Here is a 22,447-nt window from a genome sequence, read left to right as displayed (position 1 = left end):
AACTGCCATCCCGGTCGCGTGGGATATCCAGCCGCAGCGGACCATCTCCGGTCAAAACGGTTTTTCCACTCTTGCCATTGCGCTGATTAGTTTCATCCTCCGGGCGCTGCGCGCCCGGGGGATAGCCCAAGTGGTGGCCGAGTTCAGCGGTCAAGGCTCGTTCAATCAGGGCCTTCTTGAACGCTGCCGAGGCGTCCTCGATGGCTTCCGCTGTCATCAGCCCCTCACCAAACTGCTCAAGCAGCTCTTTGGGGATTTTGGGCAGGTCACGCAGGGGTTTCTTTTTGGTTGGCATACATGCACCTCTTACTCATGTTATGCCCGAACACAAAATTTCTGACACTCCCCTTCGCGAGTCGCCTGCGTTTGTTCCTCCAGCACCCAATGCCCGGTATCGACCAGTATCAATGAGTGCGGCTGCGTCGCAATGTACAAGGCCTGTTCGGCCAAGGTTTTTCCTCTCGAGTGGTCCCCGCCGATGGTGAGCAGCGGAACAACCAATTTGTTCTTGGAGAATTCCAGGTTGTCGTTCGCGTCATGTTCTACCCAGGCCGAATAGAGCTTGAAGGCCGCTTCCATGCGTCCAGGCCGGGAGTAGTCTTGCACCAGCGCCTGTCGCACCTTACGACTGACTTGAGCGTTGCCCGCGAATACGAAGTCATCGAAGAACATGTCCAGGTAGGTTTTCTCTTGTCCTTGAATCAGGGTGAGGGCCGCTTTGCCAAAGAAACGAAAGTGCCATTTGCTGGCAATGCCGGCTGCAGCATCCCCGTTATAGGCAAGTTCCCACCCGGGAACGCCCGGAATGAATCCATCCATCAACACAATGCGCCCGGTTTCAAGCGGATAAAGCGCCCCGTAGGCGTAGGCAATGATCAAGCCCATGTCATGGCCAATGATATCGACCTGCTTGATGTTCAAGAGGGTGATCAGTTCGTGCAGATCATGCGCCATACTTTTTTTGTCGTAGCCATCGACGGAAATATCCGTTTCGCCAGCGCCGCGATAATCAGGAACGATGGGGCTGAAACCGGCCCGCACCAATGCGCCCATCAAAGGCTCCCAGTTACGCCAGCTGCCCGGGAACCCGTGCACCAGCAGAACCGGTTGTTTGCCGTCACCGCCCATGAGGTAGTGAAGGCGAATGCCGTTCACGAATGCATAGGCATGTGTAAATGTCTCACCGTCGACAACGACGCTGTTTTGTTCCGCTGAAGGCGAGGTGACGTGGCGTTCGGGGGACATGGCTGCGCGGCCCGACCAGGCGATTGTGTTCAACAATTTTTTGTCCATGTTTGGAGCCAGATTAATTTCATGAGCTACGAATCACAGCTCATAAGGTCGAACGGCTTGATTGAGCATCGACGTCTGGAAGCCTGAAGCTACCCCGGGCACTTTCGCTACTGTCAGAGCTGACAGTTCCGACAACAGGCGAAAAGTGCTGCTTCGATTGAGGGCGGCAGAAGAAAGGCCGGGGGGCGGACGTTGCGTCAGGCTCCTTTCGGCTGTAGGAAAAAGCGCATTTCTAGTTGAGACACTTCCTATTCGTTCCAGGTACCACGCCGTTGGGATTGCCACTCGGCTGTGCTGCGTCGTCTTATTCATCATTCCGAATCGTCCGGCTCAGTGCTCCTTCCCAGCGGCAAGGGGCGCAGCCAGAAGCCCATGAATAAGGCCCTGGAAATGCACTCATCTTTGGATGCCCTCTACACCAACGAAATCTCCCATGAATCTCTCCGTCATTTGGATGACTTGTACTTGGAGCAGCGCCACCTGGAGGGTTACGGCGAAGAAGTCGCGGCATTCGTCAATCGACAAAAAGCGTTCGTCCAAGCGCATCCGCCAATCGCCATTTATCGAGTGGCCACCGAGGGCAGCCAGACGCGTTACGGCGGAACGATCCAGCAGGTGTCGTCTTCGTTGACGTTCACCTTGGATAATGGCTGGAAAGTATGCGCCGCGCAGAAAGGCGACCAGGTGGTGTACGCCGATGGCAGCACGGCACGGATCATCACTGGCGCCGGGGAAGCCAATAGCAATATCGCGCTGGTCGGCAGTCGTTTGAGCAATGGCGACGAAATCATCAATACGCTTCAGAAACGTTTCCTGATCATCGTGCGTGAAGGCGTGCCGATGGCGGAGGATTTCTTGCCTGCTCTTAAACGGGCGGATGTTCATCGCCTGCACTCGAATGGGATGAAGGAAGACATCCCATGAACGAGGGGCTGCTGCGCAGCCCAGCGGGAGCAAGCTCCCTTGCCACTAGGTTCGTGCTGGGCTCTCGGACGGCTGGTGGGCTCCAAACAGGGTGCCGGCAATATCCGGCTATGGCACCAAACCCTGTGGGAGCGAGCTTGCTCGCGATGGCGGCAGCACAGCCAGCATTTCGGGTACTGACCCATCGCTATCGCGAGCAAGCTCGCTCCCACAGTGGAGCTGTGGTGCTCGCGATATCCGGGTGCGCCACAAACCCTGTGGGATGGCCTGGCATCGTTCGCCAGGCTTCTCCAATGCCCCCAAAGGCGCTTTTTATTGCACCTTCGCCAAATCCCCTTTCAACGCAACACCGGCCATGATCGCGCCGGCGTGGCATTCGTAGGTGGTGGGGTCTTTGCGTTCGTTGCTCTTGTAGAAGCTGACGATGTTGGTGACGGCGTTGGCGCCGGCGTTCTTGGCGGCCTGGTGCAGGCTGATCAGGGCTGATTGCAGCACCCATTCGCAGGCCACTTCATCGGACTTGTTGAAGGCGTTGGTTTTCTTGTTGGTCACGGCGCCGGGGCTGACCACGGTGACGTTGCCAGCCGGTTTGTTGCCGGCCAGGTAGAACTTCACGCTGCCGTCGATCTTGCCGGTGCGGATGGCTTCGGCGACGACCTTGTCGAACGGCAGGAACAGCGCGGTATCACGGGCCTGGCTGAGGCTTGGCAGGGTGCCGAGCAACAGGGCGGCGGTCACGGCGATTTTCTTCAACGACATCATGTCTCCTTGACGTAGGGGTAATGGGTTTTGAATCCGATTCAGCGCCAGCGGCGGAAGATCAACGAGGTGTTGACCCCACCAAAGGCGAAGTTGTTGTTCATCACGTATTCGTTGCTCATCGACCTGAACTCGCTGCGCAGGTAGTCGAGCTGGCCACATTGGGGATCGACCTCATCGAGGTTGAAGGTGTGCACGTACTGGTCGCTGTTCAGCATTTCGATGCTGAACCAGGATTCCAGCGCCCCGCAGGCACCCAGGGTGTGGCCGAGGAAGCTCTTCTGCGAGCTGATGGGCATGTGCTCGCCAAACAGGCTGCTGGTGGCCAGGGTTTCGGCGATGTCGCCCTGTTCGGTGGCGGTGCCATGGCCATTGACGTAGCCGATGGCCGAGGGTTCGAGGCCGGCATCTTCCAGGGCCAGCTCCATGGCCCGGCGCATGGTGACCAGTTCGGGGCGGGTGGCGTGCTGGCCGTCGGCGTTGCTGCCGAAGCCAACGATCTCGGCATGAATCCGTGCGCCACGGGCCAGGGCGTGTTCCAGTTCCTCGAGCACGAGCATGCCGGCGCCTTCACCGATCACCAGGCCATCGCGGTCTTTGTCGTAGGGACGCGGGCTGGTTTGCGGCGCATCGTTTTTCAGGCTGGTGGCGTAGAGCGCATCGAAGACCATCGCTTCGGTCGGGCACAGTTCTTCCGCGCCGCCGGCCAGCATCAACGGCAGGCGCCCGAACTTGATGGCCTCGTAGGCATAGCCGATGCCGTGGCTGCCGCTGGTGCAGGCACTGGAAGTGGGGATCAGGCGTCCGGTGAGCCCGAAGAAGATGCTGATGTTGGCCGCCGTGGTGTGGGGCATCATGCGCACATAGGAGTTGGCGTTCAGGCCTTCGGCCACGCTGTTGAGCAGCATGTTGCCGAACGCCTTGATCTCGTCGGTGCTGCCAGTAGATGAACCGCAGGACACACCCATGCGCCCGTCCTTGATCGATTCGTCGCCCAGCAGGCCGGCGTCGGCCAAGGCCTGTTCCGCCGACGCGACCGCCAGGCGCGAGACCCGCCCCATGCTGCGCAATTGCTTGCGGGTCCAGTGGGCCGGGACCTGGAAGTCGTCGATGGGGCCGGCCAGGCGCGTGTTCAGTTCGGTGAAGCGGTCCCACTCATCCATGCGCCGGATGCCGCTGCGGTTGGCGGCGAAGTTGCTGGCGATGGTTTCCCAGTCGCTGCCCACGGAGGTGATGCCGGCCATGCCGGTGACGACGACGCGCTTCATCAGCACAAGCCTCCGTTGACGGCCAGGACCTGCCGGGTGATGTAGCCGGCTTCGGCGGACATCAGGAAGTTCACCGCGCCGGCCACTTCTTCCGGAGTGCCCATGCGCTGGGCGGGGATCATTTTCATCAGTTCTTCCACGGGTACGTTTTCATCGAGCATGGCGGTGTCGATCAACCCCGGCGCGACGCAATTGACGGTGATCTTGCGCTTGCCCAGCTCGATTGCCAACGCCTTGGCCGCGCCGATCAGACCGGCCTTCGAAGCACTGTAGTTGACCTGGCCGCGATTGCCGATCAGCCCGGAAACCGAAGTGATGCAGACGATCCTTCCGGCGGCGCGACGACGGATCATCGGCATCATCACCGGGTGCAGCACATTGTAGAAACCGTCGAGGTTGGTGCGCATCACCACATCCCAGTCGTCTTCGCTCAGGGCCGGGAAGGCGCCATCGCGGGTCAGGCCGGCATTGAGCACCACGCCGTAATAGGCGCCGTGGGCCTCGACATCGGCTTCGAGAATGGCCTTGCAGGCGGCGCGGTCGGCCACGTCGAATTGCAGCACCCGGACGTTGCGGCCCAGGGCCTGGATTTGTGCCTGGACCGCCTCGGCCTCGGCGCGGCCGCTGCGGCAGTGCAGCACGATGTCGTGCCCGGCCTGGGCCAGGCGCAGGGCGATGGCGCGGCCGATGCCACGGCTGGAGCCGGTGACCAGTACGGATTCAGTCATGGCGGGGTTCCTGTTGCGGACGGTTCATGAAGGTAATGGGCAGCCTGGGGCGGACGGAATACATTGAGCCGGGCCGTGGCATGGATGCCGGGGGCGTGGATGTGGCATTCGAACACGCCCATGCCGTTGTCGTCTTCCAGGGAGCGCACGCCATGGATGCTCAGCTCGGTGCCGACGGGAAAGCAGTCGACGTTGCATTCGAACTTGCGGGTGCCGAGCAAAAAGCCCAACTCCACGGCATCGCCGCGTCGGCGGGCGTGGCAACCGGCAAACGCCGCGACACTCTGGGCCATCAGCTCGATGCCGACCCAGGCCGGCAGTGCGCCGTCGTCGCGGTTGAACAAACCGCCGGGCTTGACGATGGCGTGGGTGTGGATCTGTTCGTCATCGAACGACAGGATCCGGTCGATGAGGATCATGTCGCCGGCATGGGGCAGCAGTTCGGCGAGCGGCCAGTCAGTCATGGGGCGTCTCCGATAATCAGGCTGACGTTGTTGCCGCCGAAGGCAAATGAATTGCTCATCAGGCGGCGCGTAGTGGCGGGTTTCAGGCGGGTGTCGGCGGTGACCCAGTTCAGCGCTGGCAGGGCAGGATCGGCCTGGCCGTCCCAGATGTGCGGCGGCAGGGCCTGGGCGGTGTTTTCGACGCTCAGGGCCAGCCAGCAGAACGCCGCTTCCAGCGCCCCGGCCGCGCCGAGGGTATGGCCGGTCATGGGCTTGGTGGACGAGCAGGGCACGCCTGCCGGGAACAGTCCGGCCACGGCCTGGCTTTCCATGGCGTCATTGTGTTGCGTAGCGGTGCCATGCAGGTTCAGGTAGTCGATCTGGTGGGCGTCGAGGCCGGCGCAGCGCAGGGCTTTTTCCATGGCCTGGCGCGCGCCGCGACCGCTGGGTTCGGGCGCGGAAATATGGTGGGCATCGGAACTGGCGCCGTCGCCGAGCAAGGCAATCGGTGTGCCCTCGCCTGGCGTCTTGCTCATGAGAAACAGCACCGCCGCTTCGCCAATGTTGATGCCGCTGCGGTTCACCGAGAACGGATTGCAGCGTTCGTTCGACACCGCTTCCAGCGCGGAAAAACCGTTGAGGGTCAGTTTGCACAGGCTGTCCACGCCACCGCACAGCACCGCATCGCACAAGCCCAGGTCCAACAGGCGCCGGGCGCTCATCAAGGCGCGGGCGCTGGAGGTACAGGCCGTGGAAATCACGTAGGACGGGCCGCTCAGGCCGAGCCAGTCGGAAAGAAAGTTGGCCGGCGCGCTGAGTTCCTGTTGCTGGTAGTCGTAGCCGTCGGGGAAGCGCTGCTCGCGCAGGTAGTGGGCAATGCCCTGGCTGGCCTCATCGATGCCCGATGTGCTGGTGCCCAGGACGATGCCGATGCGAGCGCGCCCGTAGGCCTGGATGGCCTGGTCGATCTCCGCGCGAATCTGCAGCCCCGCTTCCAACAGCAATTGATTATTGCGGCTGCGTTGCGCCGCCAAGGCAGGGGGAATAGGTGCAAGTTCACCGGGTACCGCGGCGACCGGCAAGGCCCGTTCGGCCACCCAGCCATCCTCGCTGCGCACGCCCGAGCAGTCGCCGGCAAACAGGTTGCGCGCGACAGTGTGCTTGTCGCGGCCCAGGGCGCAGATCACCCCGAGGGCATTCAGGTAGGCGGTCATGGGGCGTTCTCGGTCAACGGTGTGATGCGGTAGCGGGGGCCTTGGGGCAGGCTCATTTCAAAATCCAGCGGCTGCGTGTAATGCACCTGCCAGCGATTATCGAGGGTCCGTTGCGACGCCTGTCGCCGGGCCGCCGGATAGTTGCCGGACAGCTCGGCTTCGGGGGTCAGGGCGAACAGCAGCGCGGCGAACAACTCCCGGGCCTCGGCATTGGGTGGCAGCAGACCGTCGGCCTGCCACTGGCCGTGGACCAGGCGCTGGCGGGCCACGGGAATGCCCAATGGGTCCATCATCGACCAACGGATGCCGGTGTCTTCGCGCTGGATCACCAGCAACCAGTCCTGGCGTTGGCCGGCCAGGGTCCGCTCGATGTGCAGCTGCATCGGCAACGCCAGGGTCGGTGTGCGGGCGGGCAGCGGCGCCTGGCTGGCGCAAGCGCTGAGCAGCAACACACAGGCGATCAGCAGGCCACGGATCATCCGGCAGCCCCTTTGCCAGGCTTGCGCGCCACCACATTGACCAAGGTTTCCTCACGCTCGCCAAATGGTTTGGGGCGGCGCAGGCCAAAGCGCTCCAGCAGGCCGAAATCCTTGGCGCGGCTCCACCACAGGTACGGGTAGGAGACGTTGCGGTCTTCGAACCGGAACCCTTGTTCGCGGATCATCTGCAGGTACTGCGCGGCACTTTTCTGCACGTGCATGGGGTGGCGGAACAGCCAGCGGATCACCCAGGTATCGATGTAGGCTTCGGTGGATTCGGCGAACATCAAATAGCCGCCGGGCTTGAGTACGCGGTAGAACTCGGCGAGGGCTTTTTCCTGCTCCACCAGGTGATGGAACGTCTGGTGGCAGAACAGCAGGTCGACGCTGGCGTCGGGCACCGCCAAGGTCGCGCAGTCGCTGCCGATCAGTTCCACGCTCATGCCTTGGCGCGCGGCCTCCTCCCGGCTCAAGTCCAGGCTGTGAGGGTCGGCATCCACGCCGATCAGGCGTTGTGGCGCGAACACCTGGCGCAGGTATTGGAATGATTTGCCCTGGCCGCAGCCGGCGTCCAGCAGCACCGGGTTGGCCGGCAGCGCGGTGCTGAACAGGCTGCGCAGGTCGTCGATCGCCACGCGCAACACGTGGTGCTGCCAGGTGTGGCTGCGCAGGAACCAGAAGCCGAAGCGGGTTTCTTCGACGTAGTTGTCGCTCAGGTAGCTCATGGTTGCTGACTCGGCGCCGGGCTTGCGCAGATTTCCGAGAGCATGCGCAGGCGCCGCTTGGGCTCACTGACAAACGGGTTGCGCTGATCCCAGGCGTAGCCAGCCAGGATCGAACTGATCATGCGCCGGATGTCGTCCGAGCCTTCGGTGTAGAAGATCACGTCCTGGAAGGTGCCGGCGTACCAGCCCTCGACATAGCAGCGGAAGGTGTCGACGCCACGCTTGAGCGGCTCGGCAAACTCGCTTTGCCAATCGACACGTTCACCCTGCAACTGACGGTGGAGCACGTCGGCGGCCATGCTCGCCGAGCGCATGGCAATGGTCACGCCGGAGGAGAACACCGGGTCGAGGAATTCCGCGGCGTTGCCCAACAGGGCAAAGCCAGGGCCGTGCAGGGTCTTGACGTTGGCCGAGTAGCCGCCGATGGTCCGCGCCGGGGTGTCCCACTCGGCATTTTGCAGTACGCCGGCCAGGCTTGGGGTTTCGTCGATGAAACCACGCAGGCAGGCATCGAGGTCGTCGGTGCGGCCAGCGAAATGTTCCGCCGCCGCGACCACGCCCACCGAGCAGCGCCCGCCGCTGAACGGAATGGTCCAGAACCACACGTCACGTTTGCTCGGGTGGGTGGTGATGAGGATCTTTTCCCGGTCGAACGTCGGAGCGTCGATGCGATCCTCGATGTGCGTGAACACCGCCTGGCGCAACGGGAAGTTCGACGGCGCCTCAAGGTCCAGCAGGCGCGGCAGGACGCGACCGTAGCCGCTGGCATCGAGCACGAAGTCAGCTTCGACGCAGTACTGGCTGCCGTCTTCACGCTGCACGCCCAGTCGTGGTTTGGCGAGGGTGAAATCGGCACTGGCAATCGCCTGGCCGTAGCGGATCTCCACGCCTTGCAGGGCGGCCTGGTCGGCCAGCAATTTGTCGAAGTCGGCCCGTTGCACCTGGAACGTGGTGGGCTTGCCGTTGCTGAAGGTATCGCCGAAGTCGAAAGCGCTGTAGCGCTCGCCCCAGGCGAACGCGGCGCCGTTCTTGCGCTGGAACCCGGCGGCATTCACCGCGTCGAGCATGCCGGCTTCTTCAACGAAATCCAGGCAATGGGACAACAGGCTTTCACCGATGGAGAACCGTGGGAAATGCTGGCGCTCGATGACCAGCACATCGTGGCCCTTGCGCTTGAGCAGCGCGGCGGCAATGGCCCCGGAGGGGCCGGCACCGATGACGACGACCTGGCGATATTCCGTTTCAGTCACAGGCATTGGGATTCCTTGAATATCCGTAATCATCGTGGGTCTTCTTGAGCGGGTGTGGGGTGTTCGTGACGCCCGGCCCACGGCGCCAGCATGAAACTGAAGGCCAGCCCCAGGCTCACCGCCAGGCCGAAATTACTCACCGCCGGTGTGCTGGAAAGCGCCAGCAGGCCGAACGACAGCCAGGTGGTGATCGCTGCCAGGAAAGTGCCCAGCAGGCTTACCGCCGCGCCACCAATCTGCTCGCGCATCAGGATCGCGTAATCGACGCCGATGGCCGTCACCAGCAGCAGGCCGAACAGGCTGAACAGGGTCAGTGGCTGTCCCAGCCAGCCGAGGCTCGCCAGGCTGCACAGCGCGGCCAGCAATGGCAGGGCGACGATGCGCAAGGCCGCACCGACCCCGAACGGCCAGATCAGTACCAGCACGATCAGCACGCAGGAGGCCAGTTTCAACTCGGCGGCGCTGACCTGCGTGGCGGCGAAGACCCGGTTCAGGTCGCCCAGGCGATCCACCAGTTGTACCCCCGGCAAGTCCACGGCTTGCACCCGCAGCAGCGCGGCATCGTTCAAGCCTTGCAGGCTGATCGTGGCGGCGACGCCTTGGGCGGTGGGGCCGAGCCAGAGGGTGCGGTACGGCTCGGCCAGGGGGCCGGCCAGCGCGGCATCGATGTCGGTGATCGGCAAGGCCTGCAATTGCGCCAGTTCCGCTTGCAGCGCGGCGACCGGCACGCCCAGGTCCAGCAACGGCTGCCAGACAGCCGGCAACCGGGCCAGGGCCTCGCGCACTTTCTGCTGGTCGGCGGGCGGGCTCACCAGTTGGTTCAGCGACAGGTAGCCCTGGAGTTTTTCCAGGGCGATCAACTGGTCCAGGCGTTCGTTGAGGGCGGTCTGGCGCTCCAGCAGTTGAGACTGATTGTCGGCGCGGATCAGGAAGAACTGGCTGGTGGGCTGGAAACCGGTGATGCGCGCGATGTCGCGGGCCTCGTCGGTGAGGTGCTGAGGCGTGCCGATCCACTGGCGGATGTCGTTTTTCGTGGTCAGGTGCCAGAGGCCGCCCGCGCAGAAGCTCAGCAGCAACACCAGCAGCACTGGCGTAGGCACCCGTGCCAACAACGCCTGGCGGATCTGGAGCAGGCCTTCGCACAGCCGCAGCGGCCACTGGGCCGGACGCAAATCCGCACCGTTGAGCAGCGCTGGCAACAGGCACACCGCGGTCAAGTAGGCACCCACCAGCCCGGCGGCGGAAAATATCGCGATCTGGGTCAGGGCCGGGAACGGCGTCCAGGCCAGGGCCAGGTAGCCGATGCAGGTGGTCGCCAGGCTCAGGCTCAGCCCCGGAAGGGTCAGGCGCAAGGCCGGCCAGCTGCGCCATGGCTTGAGGCTCCAGCTCTTGGACAGGTAGTGCAGTGGGTAGTCCACCGCGACGCCGATCAGGCTGGATCCCAATACCAGGGTCATCACATGCATGCGCCCGAACAAGGCCACGCACGCCACGGTGCCGAACAGCATGCCCACCAGCACTGGCACGAACGCCAGCCACACCCGCAGGCGTCGGAAGGCCAGCAACAGCAGCAGTAAGATGCCGACTGTCGCGCCACCGCCGACCCAGGTGATTTCCCGCGAGGCCTGTTGCTGGCCGCTGGCGGCGTACAGCAGGCCGCTGGCCGCCAGCAGTTGCCCTTGGGCCTGGCCCGCCTGGTCGCGGCTGCGTTGCAGCAGCCCGGCCACTTGCAGCGGCAGGTTCATGTCGAAGGCGTTGCCCTGGGCACGGGCCCGCAGCATCACCCAGCTTTTACCGTCGGCATCGGCGACCAGCGCGCCGCTGCCGATGTCGAATTTGATCGCGCCGCGTTGGGGCTGGCTGTTCTGGATGCGCCCGGTTAGGCCCAGCCAATCGTCCTGGTTCGGCACCAGGCTGAAGCCGCTGAACGGGTCGAACAGGGCCTGCACCCGTTGCTGGATGAACGCCTGGGGCTGTTCGATCAGTTGCTGCCGGTCCGCCGCCGAGAGCATCGCCAACCGCCCGTTGAGCAGTTGCGTACGCAGCGCCGGCAAGTCGGCCTGCAATGTCCACTGCACCTTGTCGAACAGGCCGCTGGCCTGCCATTGCTCGCCCAGGGTTTGCGCCAGGGCGATGGCTTGCTGGCGATCGGCATGACCGACCAGCACCAGCACCTCGCGATTCAACGGTTCCTGCATGCGTTGTTCAGCGACCAGCTCCAGGGCATCGGGTGATGTGCCCGGCACCAGCTCCATGAGGTTGGCCGACAGCGGCGCGCCGTTGCGCCACTGCCAGCCGGCGAGCGCGAGCACGGCCAGCAGCAGGATCAGGAACAGCCGTGGCAGCATCCGTTCACTCGGCAAAATCATGTTGCTCCGTTTCGCTCAAGGGCTGTGCGCTGGTGCTGTCCTGCATGCGCAGTACGGTGCTGTCGCCCTGGGTTTCCAGCAGTTCGATGCGCTGGACCAGTTCGCCGCCGTCGATGTTGATCTGCTTGAAGACCTGCTTGAGCAGCACCGAGCGCGGGGTCAGGGTGAGCTTCCACTGCTGCGGTTCGCCCGACAGGCTCAGTTCGAAATCTCGTTGCAAGCCACTGCTGTCGCCTTGCAATACTGCCAGGAACAGGCGGTTCTGCTCGGCGCCGGCGCTCTTGTTCGGCAACATCTGCCAGGCATTGCCGTCCCGTCGGGCGATGCCTTGGGCGGTGATGCGGTAGTCCTGTTGCAGCGGGGTTTGCAGCAGCCACAGCAGGCCGTGGTTTTTTGCCAGTACGAAGCGGCCCTTGCTGGTGAGGGGTTGGGGCAGGGCGCGCAGGTGTTTTTCCTGGATGAACTGGCCGTGGATCACCTCCGGGCGGGCCAGTTGGTCGCTCAATTGCTGCAGGTCGAAGGCCTGGGCCAACGGCGCCAGGCAACACAACAGCAGGCAGATCGACAAACGCTTCATGGCAGTTTCCTTTCGACGGCTTCGACAAAGACCCGGGGCGAGGCCAGCAGCATTTCGCGGCTGGCGATGTCCACGGCCACTTGCACCGAACTGGCGCGGGTCAGGCGCTCGCCGGTGGCTGCGTCGCTGATCAGGTAATTGATCTTCAGCCGGTTTTCCCATTCCACCAGGCTGGCACGCACGGTCAGGGCCTGGCCGAACACGGCGCTGCGCACGTAGCGCAGTTGCAGGTCGATGACCGGCCAGGCATGGCCGGATTCGAGCATGTCGTTGTAGTTGTGGCCGATCAGGTCGAGCAGCGCACAGCGGGCCACTTCCAGGTATTTGACGTAGTGGCCGTGCCAGACCACGTTCATCGAATCGACGTCGAAAAACGGCACCACGATGTGGGTGTCGACGTGCAGAACGCCTTGGCTACGCATGCAGCCTCCAATGTTGTTCGGCGATGCGTTGCAGGCACAGGCGCAGTTCGCCTTCCAGGGCGCGATCTTCGATGACCGGGGCGAAATCCTCGGCCAGTTGCTGGTGCATGGCGGCCAGGGCCGGCGGCAGGGGCCGCGCGTCTTCGCCGCGACTGCGCAACCATACACCCTGGTTGGCCGCCAGCAGCGTGGCGGCAGCGACTTGTTCGGTCAGCTCCAGCACGCGGATCGCGTCCCGGGCGGCGATGGTGCCCATGCTCACCTTGTCCTGGTTGTGACATTCGGTGGAGCGCGAGAAGACGCTGGCCGGCATGGTGTTTTTCAGGGCTTCGGCGGTCCAGGCGCTGGTGCCGATCTGCACGGCCTTGAAGCCATGGTTGAGCATCGCCCGCTCGGCGCTGGCGCCGGACAGGTTGCTCGGCAGGCCATGGTTGTAGCGCTCGTCCACCAGCAGCGCGAGTTGCCGATCCAGCAAATCCGCGACGTTGGCCACCAGGTTCTTCAGGCTGTCCATGGCGAAGGCGATATGCCCGCCGTAGAAATGCCCGCCGTGGAGCACGCGCTCGGCTTCGGCGTCGATGATCGGATTGTCGTTGGCGCTGTTGAGTTCGGTCTCGATGAACGAACGCAGCCAGCCCAGGCTGTCGGCCAGCACGCCGAGTACATGGGGCGCGCAGCGCAGGGAATAACGATCCTGCAAGCGATGCAGCGGCGCCGTCGGCGCGTCGATCGCCAGGTCCTTGCGCAGCCACGCGGCGACCTGCATTTGCCCTGGGTGTGGCTTGGCGGCGAACAGGCGCTCGTCGAAATGTTCCGGGTTGCCTTGCAGGGCGACGACGTTCAACGCGGTGATACGGGTCGCCAGTTGCAGCAGGTAGTCGGCCCGGGCGAAGGCCAGGCAGGCCAGGCCGGTCATCACAGCGGTGCCGTTCATCAGCGCCAGGGCTTCCTTGGGCCGCAGCACCAGTGGGGTCCAGCCCAACTCACGGTGCACATCGGCGGCCAGGCGCCGCTCGCCGCGGAACATCACTTCCCGTTCGCCGGACAACGTGGCCGCCACATAGGACAGTGGCGTCAGGTCACCGCTGGCGCCCACCGAGCCTTCTTCCGGGATCAGCGGCAGGATGTCGTGTTCGAGAAAGGCCTGGAGCCGCTCCAGCAGTTCCACCCGCACCCCGGACACGCCGTGGCACAGCGACTGCAAGCGCGCCGCCAGCACCGCGCGGGTGGCCTGGGCGTCCAGCAGCTTGCCCAGGCCACAGCCGTGGAACGTGTACAGGTGACGCGGCAGGGCCTCGACATGGTGCAGCGGCACCGCCACCACGCAAGAGTCACCGTAGCCGGTGGTCACGCCGTAGATCACGCCTTCCTTGTCCAGCAAGGAATCGAGGAATTGCGCACCCTTGGCGATGCGCTGGCGGAACGCCGGGTCATCCTGCAACTGCGTCGGGGCCTGACGGTTGGCCAGGGCCAGCACATCTTCGATGCGCAGGGGGCGTTCGCCGAAGGTTACCGGCTCAAGAGTGGGCATCGTCATCGGTCTTCCAGAAAGGGTAAAAGTTGAACCACTGTTGGGGGCCTTGGAGGCAGTACTGCGCCAGGCGCTCGGCATAGTGGCCGGCCCAATGGGCGATCACTTGCTCGCGGTCGTTGCGTTTCCACACCACGGCCTCGACGAAGGGTTCGAGGGTGACGCGATAGCGCCCATCCTGCTTGAGGCACATCAGCAGGTTGACCGGGCATTTCAGCAGGCCGGCCAGCAACCAGGGCCCCTGGGGGAATGCCGCGGGGTGGCCCATGAAGTCCACGATCACGCTGCGTCCGCCGTGCAGTGGCACGCGGTCGCCGGCAATCGCCAGCCACTCGCCACGCTCCAGGCGCTCGCTCAGTTGCAGCATGATCACCGGGTTCAGCTCACTGACCTGGATCAGCCGCAAGTGCGTGGCACCGGCCTCGCCCAGCAAACGGTTGAACTGCTCGGCGTGCTTGGTGTGCACCAGCACGTTCATGGTCACTTTCTCGCCCAGTTCGGCCAGGGCCCGGCACATCTCCAGGTTGCCCAGGTGCGCGCCCACCAGCATCTGCCCGCGGGTATCGCGCAGGTGATTGCGCAGCAGCGCCGGGTCGACGATTTCGATCTGGTCGATGCTCAGCTTGCCGTTCCACACGTCGAGCTTGTCGAGCAAGGAATCGGCGAACGCCATGAACTGCCCGAACACCCGCCAGCGGGTAGGACGCAGTTCGGGGCGCGCGCTCCAGTCGGCCAGGCGCTGCTGGTATTGCCAGGCCGCCTGGCGCGCGCTGCGGCCGAAAATGAAAAAGTACAGGACGATGCCGTACAGCACCGGGGTCAGCAAGCGTCGGCCGAGCACCTTGGCGGCGAGCGCGGTGAGTTTCATCAGCCAGAAACTGCCGCGCTCCTGGCGGTCGGCCCAATGTTGCTTGTCTGTCTGAAGGCTCATGCCCGCCACCGTCGCCAGAGAATCAGGGGCGCGCGCACCAGCATGCCGAAGAACAGCCGGGTGTGCATGCTGGAAATCAGCACGTTGTCGTGGAACAGGCGAAAGTGCGAAACGCCGTCCCGAGGGTAATGGACCCGGGTGTGCAGCCAGTGCATCGGCTGATTGCGCCAGGCCAGGCGCACCAGGATGTCCGAGTCGAAATCCATGCGCTTGCCGATATTGGCCGAGTCGATCAGCGCCAGGGTCGGTGCCAAGGGGTAGACCCGAAAGCCGCACATCGAGTCGCGGATTTGCAGGGACAGGCTGTTGATCCAGACCATGACGTGGGTCAGGTAGCGCGCGTACAGGCGACCTTTCGGCACGCTGGCGTCGTAGTGCGGATAGCCGCAGATCACTGCGTCCGGGTGGGCACGGGATTGCTCGATGAAGGTCTTCACGTCGCCCAGGTCGTGCTGCCCGTCGGCGTCCACCTGCAAGGCGTGGCTGAAACCCAGGCGCGCCGCTTCCCGCAAGCCGGTCATCACCGCGCCGCCCTTGCCCTGGTTGACGGCGAGCCTGACCAGATGCACCTGCTCGCCCTCGGCCAGCCGTTCCAGTACGGCGGCACATGCCGGGTTGCTGGCGTCATCCACCAGCACGCAGGGCAGGCCGTTGGCGAGCAACGCCTGGACCACCGCCGAGATGGCGGTTTCGTGGTTGTAGACCGGGATGACGGCGCAGGGGCTATGCATCTTGCCTGTCCTCCATCGATCCATTGTCACCAGGAAGCTTATTGTGGCGAGGGAGCTTGCTCCCGCTGGGCTGCGAAGCAGGCCCCTGTGTTTGAGAACGCTGGGCGAGCGCTGCGCGCTCGAGCGGGAGCAAGCTCCCTCGCCACTGGGATTTGATTGCAGGCCTAGGCATTGTTTTCCCCCAACACAATCCGCCCGCTGGAACAGGCCGCCGTCGCATTGCGGTAGGCAAAGTACAGCTTGCCGCGCTCGCGGTCGAAGCGCAGGTGCAGTTGGATGTCGTCACCGGGGCGAACCAGTTGCTGGAATTTCAGCACCTCCATGCCGACGAACCGGGGCGGCAGGTCCAGCAGTTGGCGGCCCAGGCTCAAGGCCCAGTCGACCTGTACCACGCCGGGCAATACCGGAGCGGTGGGGAAGTGGCCGCTGAAGTACGCAAGGTCAGGCGGCACGACCAGGCGCAGGTTCCACTCACCGTCGGTTTCGACTTGCTCCAGCACGTCGGGGGCTTTGGGGCGTGGCGCCATCAGCAGCGCCTCGACCTCGGCCTGGGGCAGCTTGCCCTGGGCGTTGAGCGGCAACTGCCGCAGCCAGCGCCAGCGCCGTGGCAGGGCCAGGGTTTCGCAATGTTCGCTCAGGTGCCGGCGCAGGCCCTCGGTCACGGCCCGTCGACCCTGGTTGCGCAAGGCTCGCAGGCCAGCTTCGCTCAGCACCAGCAGCGCGCCGAGGGAGGCGCGATTCTCCTGCACCACGCCCAGCCGCGCTTCGCTGACCCAGTCGTGGGCCACCAGCGCCTGTTCGAGCATGGGCAGGGAGATGCGCTTCTCTTCGAGCTTGACGATACGGTCCAGTCGCCCGAGCAGCTCGAAGCGCCCATCTTCGGCGATGCGCGCCGCGTCGGCGGTGTGTTCCACATGCCCGGCGGGCAGATAGGGCGAAGCGATCAGCAAGGCGCCGTCGCTGTCCTGGCTCAGCTCGACGTCGGCAAAGGGCTGCCACCATGGGTCACCCTGGCGCCAGGCGATACCGCCGGTTTCCGAGCTGCCGAAAATTTCCGTCGGCCATTGTCCCAGCCGTCGCTGCAAGCTTTGCGCGGCCTCGGTTGGCAAGGCGCCGCCGGAGGAGAACACCCGGCGCACGCTGCTCAGGGCCGGCCAGTCGAGGTTATCGCCCATGCGCTTGAGCAACGCCGGGCTGGCGACCCAGGCGAACACCGGTTGCTCGCGGCTGGCGCGTTGCAGGTCTTCGGGGAACGCCAATTGCCTGCGTCCGAACGGACGCCCGGCGCACAGCGGCCACAGCACTCGGAACAGCAACCCGTAGATATGCTGGGTGGCAACGCTGCCGATCATGCAGGCCGGGCCCAGGTCGGCGCCCCACAGCTGTTCCAGGGCCTGGACTTCGTTACTCAACTGCCGCAGGGTTTTCTCGATGCGCTTGGGCTCGCCGCTGGAGCCGGAGGTGCACAGGCTCAGCCAGCAGTGATCGAGGTCCAGTTCGGCGGCATCCATCGGCGCGTGTTGCACGTCGTCGGGATGGGTGTCGCCGGGCTGGTCGGTCAGCCACAGGTCTACCTCCGGCGCCCAGCGCTGGCGTGTCTGCGCTTGCAGGTCGGCGGGAAGCAGGACGCGCGTGCCGGCGTGCCAGGCACCGAGCAGGGCGATGGCCAGGTCGGCTGCATCTTCCAGGTGCACCGCCACCTGGCGCACGCCCCGGGCTTGCAGGCCGGCCGCCAGGCGCAACGCCGCGTCCCGCAGTTGCGAATGATCCAGCGCCGGAGCGACCGCGACGGCGCGTTCCGGTTGAGCCCTGAGCAACATCCGCTCAAGTGTTATCCAATTCATGGGCGGCCTCTTACCCGTTGTCGTATGAGCCATTCAATGGCAAACAGCAGCCCCATCAATCCGTAGGAAATCAGGCCGGTGTACAACATCCACCAGCTCAGCGGCGCCCACAGGGTCAGGGCGGCGGCGAGCAAACCGTTACACAGGAAAAACACACTCCAGGCTACCGTGACCTGACGCGTATAGACCACCGCCTTGGCCGGCAGCTGCGGTTCGCGCAGGCGGGCCAGGCGTTCGATCATTGGCGGGCCGTATTTCAGGCTCAGTGCAAACAGCCCAAGCATGAACCCGCTGATCAGCACCGGGTACCAACGCAGCAGGAGCGGGCTGTTGAACAGCGCGAGCAACCCGCAAAACACGATCGCCGTGGTCGCCATCCAGCGGCTGCCGTCACCGCCCTTGCCTAGCAACGCCCGGGCCAGCCACAGGCTACCCAGCAGCAGCCCGAACTGCCACGGGGCGAAATGCTCCATGCCGAAATACACCGCAAAGGGGTACAGCAGGCCTGCCAGCAGCAGGCCGAGGCCAATCAGCCGGGTCATGCGGCCGGTTGAACCAGTCGATAGACCGCCTCGACCACGTCATTGACGGTGCGCACCGACTTGAACTCTTCGGCGGCGATTTTCTTGCCGGTCTGGCGTTTGATGTGGTCGATCAGGTCAACCGCATCGATGCTGTCGATTTCCAGGTCCTGGTACAGGTTCGATTCCAGCGTCACGCGCTCTGGGTCCAGCTCGAAGAGCTCGACCAGGGCGTCACGCAGAGTGTTGAAAATGTCGTCACGAGTTTGCATGGTCCGGTCTCAGGGGCGTTTTGCAGTGACGAAGGCCGCAAGGCTTGCCACATTGCTGAAATGGTTACGAGTGTCCTTGGCGTCGGCGTCGATCTTGATGCCGTACTCCTTCTGGATCGCCAGGCCTAGCTCCAGGGCATCCACCGAATCCAGGCCCAGGCCTTCGCCGAACAGGGTCTGGTGGTCGCCGATGTCGTCGATGCCGATGTCTTCCAGGCCGAGGGCGTCGATGATCAGCTGTTTGATGTCACGGTGCAGATCGCTCATCTTCGGCGAGCTCCTTGATGAAATAGTGATGCAAGAAATCGTTGAGCCTGCGCGAAGCCTGGGGTGGCGGGCCGAGCGCGGCGAACGCCTGTGGATCTATATCGGCCCCGACGTGAAAACTGAAGTGAACGCGGCGTCGGGGGATGCGATACCAGGGTTCGGCCTTGGTCAGGGTCGTGGGGTTGACCTTGATCGTGACGGGCGTGAGGATTTTCGCACCCCGCAGGGCGATGGCCGCGGCCCCCCGATGAAAGGCCGGCACCTGGCCTGGCTGGGTGCGAGTCCCTTCGGGAAACACGATCAGCGTCTGGCCATCTTGCAGGGTATCGCTGGCGGCATCGAGCATGTCCATGCTGCCGTCGTTGCTGATGTACTGGGTTGAACGCAATGGACCACGGGTAAAGGGGTTGTCCCACAGGCTTTGCTTGACCACGCAGTTGGCGTTGGGCACCAGCCCGATCAGGAACACCACGTCGATCAGCGAGGGATGATTGGCAATGATCATCTGCCCGGGGCGCCCGAGCCGTTCGGCGCCATCGATCTGGTAGGTGAGCACGCCGGTACGGGCCATGAACCGGATAAAGAACCAGAACAACCGCCCGACGGTGCGACGAGCCCTCTGTCGGTGGGCCTGGGCATCGCCGGGCAGCCAGGCCAGCAACGGAAAAACCAGCAAGCGCAGGCACAGCCCGCCCAGCCCGAACAGGGCGAAGCTTGCGGCGGTCGCGACCAGGCGCCAGTAATAGGCGTCGCGATGTTTACCGGTCACCGGTTGCGTTGCCAGTTCCATACACGATTCTTCCAGGCATGTTGGCAGGTGGTTTCGTTATTCAGCAGGGTACGCAACAGGTCCAGGGCATGGGGCCAGTCGCCGCCGGATCGTTGGCCGGCCTGCGCGGACAGCTCCAGTTGCCAGTCGTCGCCCGGCGTCAGCAGCAGGCCCACGGCATAGGGGAAAGGCACGTCATCGACCCACGGTGCGTAGACTTGCGGCGGTTGTTCTTCGGTGATCACCAGCAACACCGCCGGCGCGCCTTCGTTCAACAAGGCGGCGGCCTCCAGCACGCCGTGTTCCAAGCCGTCGCCGGTGGCGGCCAGGGCGGTCATTTCGCTGGTTTCGCCGCGCATGATCGACCACAGGCCGATCACGGCGTTGTGCACCGACAGGCTGAACTGGGTGGGCGACAAGGGCTGGTCAGCCGCCAGGTCCTTGAGAATCTCGAAAGTGCGCGGGGTTTCGCCGTGGCGGGAAATAAAGACCAACGGTAGGTTCGGCTGGCCCTCGGCCAGTGGCCAGCCGACGCTGAAAGCCATCCGCGCCAGGCGGCTGAGGCGACGACGCTGCATGGCGGGCAGGAACGATACGTCAGGGGCGGCATCGCTGGCCGGCAATACAACCGGCTGTCGGCTCCAGGCCTGCCAGTCGTCCACGCTTTCGAGCCCAGGGGCCCATGCGCGCCATTGGGCGATACTGAAATTGATCAAGACTCATCCCACCCCTGCGGGGCTTTATTGTCACGGTTCAGTGGTTTGACCCGCGTCCTACCCTGCATGGCCTTGCGACCCAAGTGGCGCGCATTATCCCGGTGCGGTTGGCTTGTAGCAAATACTGGTTACATTTTGCCCGGCAAAATGTACGAGTCGGTCCACTCGATGCCTGGCTTGGACCATTATTGCGATTGTCGCGGGCTTGTCTGTCGGTTGTTTCTGTCTTTATCCGGGCACGATTGACGTCTGAATCGTTGGAAAAGCCACTGTTGCTGTAGTCCTTCTACGCAGAAGGTAGCTAAGCAGTGTCGCGGCCTACTACACTCGGGAATCTTTGATACACGGAGGTTTTGACATGCGGCGTGTGGTGTTCAATCAGAAAGGTGGCGTGGGCAAGTCCAGCATCGCCTGCAATCTGGCGGCAGTCAGCGCCAGCGAGGGCTATCGCACGCTGTTGGTGGACCTGGATGCCCAGGCCAATTCCACTCAATACCTGACTGGCCTGACCGGCGACGATATCCCCATGGGCATTGCCGACTTTTTCAAGCAGACCCTGTCGTCCGGGCCTTTCTCGAAAAAGAACAAGGTGGATATCTACGAAACGCCGTTCGACAACCTGCACGTGATCACCGCCACGGCGGAGCTGACGGACCTGCAGCCCAAGCTCGAGGCGAAGCACAAGATCAACAAGCTGCGCAAATTGCTCGAAGAGTTGGAGGAGGATTACGACCGGATTTACCTGGACACCCCGCCAGCGCTGAATTTCTATGCGGTTTCAGCCTTGATCGCCGCTGATCGGGTGCTGATTCCCTTTGACTGCGACAGCTTCTCCCGTCAGGCCTTGTACGGCCTGCTGGCGGAAATTGAAGAACTCAAGGATGACCATAACGAAGGCCTGGAAGTCGAAGGCATCGTGGTCAACCAGTTCCAGGCCCGTGCCAGCCTGCCGCAGCAGATTCTCGACGAACTAATCGCCGAAGGCCTGCCGGTACTGCCGGTGTACCTGAGCAGCTCGGTGCGCATGCGCGAATCCCACCAGGCCAGCCTGCCGCTGATCCACCTTGACCCGCGGCACAAGCTGACCCAGCAGTTCGTGGAGTTGCATGGATTGCTGGAAAGCTGAGGGCTGGCCGCCGACCGTGGGCGATCAGCTGATTTTGCTCAGGTAGGGCGGCAAGTCCTGCTCCGGCACGACCGATAGCACCTTGAGGCGTTGCAACATGCGTTGCCGGGCGCGTTGCAAATGCTCCTTGAGGTTCAACGCGGCGGCGTCGAAGGCACCGTGTAGCAACAGTTCCAGGATCAGGCGGTGCTCGGCCAGCATGGCGGGGTCCGCGCCGATCCCCAGCAGCCGGGAGAAAATCCGGCTGATGATCATCGGGCTTTGGGCCTGGCGAATCAGTGCTGCCATTTTGCGATTTTGCAGGCCGCTGAGGCAGTGCTGGTGCAGGTCCTCCTCGATGCGCTGGATCGTCTCTTCCGGGCAATGCTCAGCCTGTTGCGCTTGGGTTACCCGTTCCAGCATGGCTTGCAGTTGCTCGCGGCTCAGCCCTGGCGCACTTTGACGTAGCGCTTCGGGCTCCAGGCAGGCGCGCAATTCATAATCTTCGGTGACTTCCCGGGCCGTGAGCGGGCCGGCCAGCCACTGCGAGTAGGGCTCTTTTTCCAGCAAGCCCCGGTCCCTCAGGCGCATCAAGGCTTCTCGCACCACGGCCCGGCTCACGCCGTAATGCTCGGCGGCGGCTTGTTCATCGAGGCGGTAGTGGCCGAAGGTAATGCAGGTCAGCAACGCGCTGCCGATTTCTTCGTGGATCCGCTCGCCCAGTGGTCGCGTGTCCACTCGTTTTTCGCCATGCGCCAGGCCAAGGTGAACATGGCTCAAGGGCAGGCGCAGCGGCTCGATGTCCAGGCCCAGGGGATTGATCAAGTACCCACGCCCGTCAAAACGGCTGATCAACCGCTCTTCGTGCAACAAATCCAGCGCCTTGCGTACCGGCACACGACTGGTGCCGAACAGCTCCGCCAGCGGTGCTTCCAGTAACACCAAGCCCTGCAGTGCGGTGCCCTCGGTGATTGCATCACGCAATACCTGATGAATCATTGCGTAGCGAGACGCGGTGCGCGGGTCTTGGGCTGGCGCTGCTTTCATCGATTCCTCTGGGCATGACGGCGATGGAGGGATTCTCTCACAGTGTCCTGTGTCACTGAGGGTCACATGGCGCGCCCTTTTGTGGGGCTCGCTCCATCAAAACGTTACTTTTATGCACCTAAATGTATCTTTTATAAAAATATACATTAGATAAGCATGCCATCCGGACATTGGCCAGGCCCCCGCTCATCCAAGTCATCCACGCAGCTCTAAGCCGATGGTTCCAGCCTCTATGGGAGCTTTGGCGTTCGGCAGCTATGGA

The 22,447-nt window shown here is 63.6% G+C and carries 25 protein-coding genes; 2 read left to right on the top strand and 23 right to left on the bottom strand.

Going from position 1 to position 22,447, the window contains the following annotated elements; all coding sequences use genetic code 11:
* Together BM321_RS21785 and BM321_RS21780 are read right to left on the bottom strand one after the other, a co-directional pair.
* The coding region (locus BM321_RS21785; RefSeq protein WP_139236211.1) for a transposase at window positions 1–295 on the bottom strand (295 nt) is incomplete at its 3' end.
* 20 nt (window positions 296–315) lie between these two features.
* On the bottom strand, window positions 316–1,293 hold the full coding sequence (locus BM321_RS21780) for an alpha/beta fold hydrolase (RefSeq protein ID WP_256573469.1): 978 nt from the start codon (window positions 1,291–1,293) through the stop codon (window positions 316–318).
* Window positions 1,294–1,665: 372 nt separating this feature from the next.
* Here BM321_RS21780 and BM321_RS21775 point away from each other — a divergent pair, with 372 nt between their 5' ends.
* Window positions 1,666–2,217, top strand: a complete 552-nt coding sequence (locus tag BM321_RS21775) for a hypothetical protein (protein WP_256573468.1) — start codon at window positions 1,666–1,668, stop codon at window positions 2,215–2,217.
* Window positions 2,218–2,529: 312 nt separating this feature from the next.
* Here the strand turns inward: BM321_RS21775 and BM321_RS21770 are convergent, their stop codons facing one another.
* The 20 genes from BM321_RS21770 to BM321_RS21675 all read right to left on the bottom strand — a co-directional run bounded on the left by BM321_RS21770 (window position 2,530) and on the right by BM321_RS21675 (window position 20,033).
* Window positions 2,530–2,976: an excinuclease gene (locus BM321_RS21770; RefSeq protein WP_092444709.1), complete on the bottom strand. Its 447-nt coding sequence runs from the start codon at window positions 2,974–2,976 to the stop codon at window positions 2,530–2,532.
* Window positions 2,977–3,017: 41 nt separating this feature from the next.
* Window positions 3,018–4,244 carry a beta-ketoacyl-ACP synthase gene (locus tag BM321_RS21765; RefSeq protein WP_092328904.1) on the bottom strand — a complete coding sequence of 409 codons (1,227 nt, stop codon included), beginning with the start codon at window positions 4,242–4,244 and terminating at the stop codon, window positions 3,018–3,020.
* A complete protein-coding gene (locus BM321_RS21760) occupies window positions 4,244–4,972 on the bottom strand; it encodes a 3-ketoacyl-ACP reductase FabG2 (protein ID WP_072407283.1) in 729 nt (242 codons plus the stop codon). Before BM321_RS21760 ends, BM321_RS21765 begins: the two co-directional genes overlap by 1 nt.
* A complete protein-coding gene (locus tag BM321_RS21755) occupies window positions 4,969–5,436 on the bottom strand; it encodes a hotdog family protein (RefSeq protein WP_092328907.1) in 468 nt (155 codons plus the stop codon). Before BM321_RS21755 ends, BM321_RS21760 begins: the two co-directional genes overlap by 4 nt.
* Complete coding sequence (locus BM321_RS21750) at window positions 5,433–6,629, bottom strand: beta-ketoacyl-[acyl-carrier-protein] synthase family protein (RefSeq protein ID WP_092444707.1); 1,197 nt, start codon at window positions 6,627–6,629, stop codon at window positions 5,433–5,435. The genes BM321_RS21755 and BM321_RS21750 overlap by 4 nt, the downstream gene beginning before the upstream one ends.
* Complete coding sequence (locus BM321_RS21745) at window positions 6,626–7,108, bottom strand: DUF3261 domain-containing protein (RefSeq protein ID WP_092328912.1); 483 nt, start codon at window positions 7,106–7,108, stop codon at window positions 6,626–6,628. Before BM321_RS21745 ends, BM321_RS21750 begins: the two co-directional genes overlap by 4 nt.
* Window positions 7,105–7,833, bottom strand: a complete 729-nt coding sequence (locus tag BM321_RS21740; RefSeq protein ID WP_092444705.1) for a class I SAM-dependent methyltransferase — start codon at window positions 7,831–7,833, stop codon at window positions 7,105–7,107. Before BM321_RS21740 ends, BM321_RS21745 begins: the two co-directional genes overlap by 4 nt.
* Entirely contained in the window at window positions 7,830–9,089 is a 1,260-nt protein-coding gene (locus BM321_RS21735; RefSeq protein WP_092444703.1) for an NAD(P)/FAD-dependent oxidoreductase, read from the bottom strand. The genes BM321_RS21740 and BM321_RS21735 overlap by 4 nt, the downstream gene beginning before the upstream one ends.
* A 23-nt stretch (window positions 9,090–9,112) precedes the next feature.
* Window positions 9,113–11,452 (bottom strand): MMPL family transporter, encoded by a 2,340-nt coding sequence (locus BM321_RS21730; RefSeq protein WP_092444701.1) that lies wholly within the window; start codon window positions 11,450–11,452, stop codon window positions 9,113–9,115.
* Window positions 11,436–12,029: an outer membrane lipoprotein carrier protein LolA gene (locus BM321_RS21725; RefSeq protein ID WP_072407269.1), complete on the bottom strand. Its 594-nt coding sequence runs from the start codon at window positions 12,027–12,029 to the stop codon at window positions 11,436–11,438. The genes BM321_RS21730 and BM321_RS21725 overlap by 17 nt, the downstream gene beginning before the upstream one ends.
* Window positions 12,026–12,451, bottom strand: coding sequence for an acyl-CoA thioesterase (locus BM321_RS21720; protein ID WP_060739517.1), 426 nt, complete (start codon window positions 12,449–12,451; stop codon window positions 12,026–12,028). Before BM321_RS21720 ends, BM321_RS21725 begins: the two co-directional genes overlap by 4 nt.
* Window positions 12,444–13,988, bottom strand: coding sequence for an HAL/PAL/TAL family ammonia-lyase (hutH, locus tag BM321_RS21715; RefSeq protein WP_092444700.1), 1,545 nt, complete (start codon window positions 13,986–13,988; stop codon window positions 12,444–12,446). The genes BM321_RS21720 and hutH overlap by 8 nt, the downstream gene beginning before the upstream one ends.
* The gene (locus BM321_RS21710) at window positions 13,969–14,913 is read right to left on the bottom strand and encodes an LpxL/LpxP family acyltransferase (RefSeq protein ID WP_092444698.1); all 945 of its coding nucleotides are present in this window, start codon (window positions 14,911–14,913) and stop codon (window positions 13,969–13,971) included. Before BM321_RS21710 ends, hutH begins: the two co-directional genes overlap by 20 nt.
* Window positions 14,910–15,644, bottom strand: a complete 735-nt coding sequence (locus tag BM321_RS21705) for a glycosyltransferase family 2 protein (RefSeq protein WP_092444696.1) — start codon at window positions 15,642–15,644, stop codon at window positions 14,910–14,912. Before BM321_RS21705 ends, BM321_RS21710 begins: the two co-directional genes overlap by 4 nt.
* A 164-nt stretch (window positions 15,645–15,808) precedes the next feature.
* The gene (locus BM321_RS21700) at window positions 15,809–17,488 is read right to left on the bottom strand and encodes an ApeI family dehydratase (RefSeq protein WP_092444694.1); all 1,680 of its coding nucleotides are present in this window, start codon (window positions 17,486–17,488) and stop codon (window positions 15,809–15,811) included.
* Window positions 17,485–18,030 carry a COG4648 family protein gene (locus BM321_RS21695; RefSeq protein WP_092444692.1) on the bottom strand — a complete coding sequence of 182 codons (546 nt, stop codon included), beginning with the start codon at window positions 18,028–18,030 and terminating at the stop codon, window positions 17,485–17,487. The genes BM321_RS21700 and BM321_RS21695 overlap by 4 nt, the downstream gene beginning before the upstream one ends.
* Window positions 18,027–18,281, bottom strand: a complete 255-nt coding sequence (locus tag BM321_RS21690) for an acyl carrier protein (protein WP_030140951.1) — start codon at window positions 18,279–18,281, stop codon at window positions 18,027–18,029. Before BM321_RS21690 ends, BM321_RS21695 begins: the two co-directional genes overlap by 4 nt.
* Before the next feature lie 9 nt (window positions 18,282–18,290).
* Window positions 18,291–18,548, bottom strand: coding sequence for a phosphopantetheine-binding protein (locus BM321_RS21685; protein ID WP_014336216.1), 258 nt, complete (start codon window positions 18,546–18,548; stop codon window positions 18,291–18,293).
* On the bottom strand, window positions 18,529–19,338 hold the full coding sequence (locus BM321_RS21680) for a lysophospholipid acyltransferase family protein (protein ID WP_092328932.1): 810 nt from the start codon (window positions 19,336–19,338) through the stop codon (window positions 18,529–18,531). Before BM321_RS21680 ends, BM321_RS21685 begins: the two co-directional genes overlap by 20 nt.
* Window positions 19,314–20,033 carry a beta-ketoacyl synthase chain length factor gene (locus tag BM321_RS21675; protein ID WP_092444690.1) on the bottom strand — a complete coding sequence of 240 codons (720 nt, stop codon included), beginning with the start codon at window positions 20,031–20,033 and terminating at the stop codon, window positions 19,314–19,316. The genes BM321_RS21680 and BM321_RS21675 overlap by 25 nt, the downstream gene beginning before the upstream one ends.
* Window positions 20,034–20,391: 358 nt before the next feature.
* Between BM321_RS21675 and BM321_RS21670 the strand changes: the two genes are divergently transcribed.
* Window positions 20,392–21,159: a ParA family protein gene (locus BM321_RS21670; RefSeq protein ID WP_063323262.1), complete on the top strand. Its 768-nt coding sequence runs from the start codon at window positions 20,392–20,394 to the stop codon at window positions 21,157–21,159.
* A 24-nt stretch (window positions 21,160–21,183) separates the two neighbouring features.
* On the opposite strand, the gene BM321_RS21665 is transcribed toward BM321_RS21670, so the two are convergent.
* The gene (locus BM321_RS21665; protein ID WP_092444688.1) at window positions 21,184–22,185 is read right to left on the bottom strand and encodes a GntR family transcriptional regulator; all 1,002 of its coding nucleotides are present in this window, start codon (window positions 22,183–22,185) and stop codon (window positions 21,184–21,186) included.
* Window positions 22,186–22,447: the final 262 nt, after the last annotated feature.

Origin of the sequence: Pseudomonas sp. NFIX10, from assembly GCF_900111955.1 — a bacterium.
Lineage (GTDB): Bacteria > Pseudomonadota > Gammaproteobacteria > Pseudomonadales > Pseudomonadaceae > Aquipseudomonas > Aquipseudomonas fluorescens_AA.
The sequence above is the reverse complement of the archived record's forward strand: the minus strand, read 5'-3'. Positions and strand labels throughout refer to the sequence as shown.

What these genes read in the sequence shown, in the direction of transcription:
- BM321_RS21780 (WP_256573469.1), bottom strand. Translation starts at nt 1,293, where the DNA reads ATGGACAAAAAATTGTTGAACACAATCGCCTGGTCGGGCCGCGCAGCC.
- BM321_RS21775 (WP_256573468.1), top strand. Translation starts at nt 1,666, where the DNA reads ATGAATAAGGCCCTGGAAATGCACTCATCTTTGGATGCCCTCTACACC.
- BM321_RS21770 (WP_092444709.1), bottom strand. Translation starts at nt 2,976, where the DNA reads ATGTCGTTGAAGAAAATCGCCGTGACCGCCGCCCTGTTGCTCGGCACC.
- BM321_RS21765 (WP_092328904.1), bottom strand. Translation starts at nt 4,244, where the DNA reads ATGAAGCGCGTCGTCGTCACCGGCATGGCCGGCATCACCTCCGTGGGC.
- BM321_RS21760 (WP_072407283.1), bottom strand. Translation starts at nt 4,972, where the DNA reads ATGACTGAATCCGTACTGGTCACCGGCTCCAGCCGTGGCATCGGCCGC.
- BM321_RS21755 (WP_092328907.1), bottom strand. Translation starts at nt 5,436, where the DNA reads ATGACTGACTGGCCGCTCGCCGAACTGCTGCCCCATGCCGGCGACATG.
- BM321_RS21750 (WP_092444707.1), bottom strand. Translation starts at nt 6,629, where the DNA reads ATGACCGCCTACCTGAATGCCCTCGGGGTGATCTGCGCCCTGGGCCGC.
- BM321_RS21745 (WP_092328912.1), bottom strand. Translation starts at nt 7,108, where the DNA reads ATGATCCGTGGCCTGCTGATCGCCTGTGTGTTGCTGCTCAGCGCTTGC.
- BM321_RS21740 (WP_092444705.1), bottom strand. Translation starts at nt 7,833, where the DNA reads ATGAGCTACCTGAGCGACAACTACGTCGAAGAAACCCGCTTCGGCTTC.
- BM321_RS21735 (WP_092444703.1), bottom strand. Translation starts at nt 9,089, where the DNA reads ATGCCTGTGACTGAAACGGAATATCGCCAGGTCGTCGTCATCGGTGCC.
- BM321_RS21730 (WP_092444701.1), bottom strand. Translation starts at nt 11,452, where the DNA reads ATGATTTTGCCGAGTGAACGGATGCTGCCACGGCTGTTCCTGATCCTG.
- BM321_RS21725 (WP_072407269.1), bottom strand. Translation starts at nt 12,029, where the DNA reads ATGAAGCGTTTGTCGATCTGCCTGCTGTTGTGTTGCCTGGCGCCGTTG.
- BM321_RS21720 (WP_060739517.1), bottom strand. Translation starts at nt 12,451, where the DNA reads ATGCGTAGCCAAGGCGTTCTGCACGTCGACACCCACATCGTGGTGCCG.
- hutH (WP_092444700.1), bottom strand. Translation starts at nt 13,988, where the DNA reads ATGACGATGCCCACTCTTGAGCCGGTAACCTTCGGCGAACGCCCCCTG.
- BM321_RS21710 (WP_092444698.1), bottom strand. Translation starts at nt 14,913, where the DNA reads ATGAGCCTTCAGACAGACAAGCAACATTGGGCCGACCGCCAGGAGCGC.
- BM321_RS21705 (WP_092444696.1), bottom strand. Translation starts at nt 15,644, where the DNA reads ATGCATAGCCCCTGCGCCGTCATCCCGGTCTACAACCACGAAACCGCC.
- BM321_RS21700 (WP_092444694.1), bottom strand. Translation starts at nt 17,488, where the DNA reads ATGAATTGGATAACACTTGAGCGGATGTTGCTCAGGGCTCAACCGGAA.
- BM321_RS21695 (WP_092444692.1), bottom strand. Translation starts at nt 18,030, where the DNA reads ATGACCCGGCTGATTGGCCTCGGCCTGCTGCTGGCAGGCCTGCTGTAC.
- BM321_RS21690 (WP_030140951.1), bottom strand. Translation starts at nt 18,281, where the DNA reads ATGCAAACTCGTGACGACATTTTCAACACTCTGCGTGACGCCCTGGTC.
- BM321_RS21685 (WP_014336216.1), bottom strand. Translation starts at nt 18,548, where the DNA reads ATGAGCGATCTGCACCGTGACATCAAACAGCTGATCATCGACGCCCTC.
- BM321_RS21680 (WP_092328932.1), bottom strand. Translation starts at nt 19,338, where the DNA reads ATGGAACTGGCAACGCAACCGGTGACCGGTAAACATCGCGACGCCTAT.
- BM321_RS21670 (WP_063323262.1), top strand. Translation starts at nt 20,392, where the DNA reads ATGCGGCGTGTGGTGTTCAATCAGAAAGGTGGCGTGGGCAAGTCCAGC.
- BM321_RS21665 (WP_092444688.1), bottom strand. Translation starts at nt 22,185, where the DNA reads ATGAAAGCAGCGCCAGCCCAAGACCCGCGCACCGCGTCTCGCTACGCA.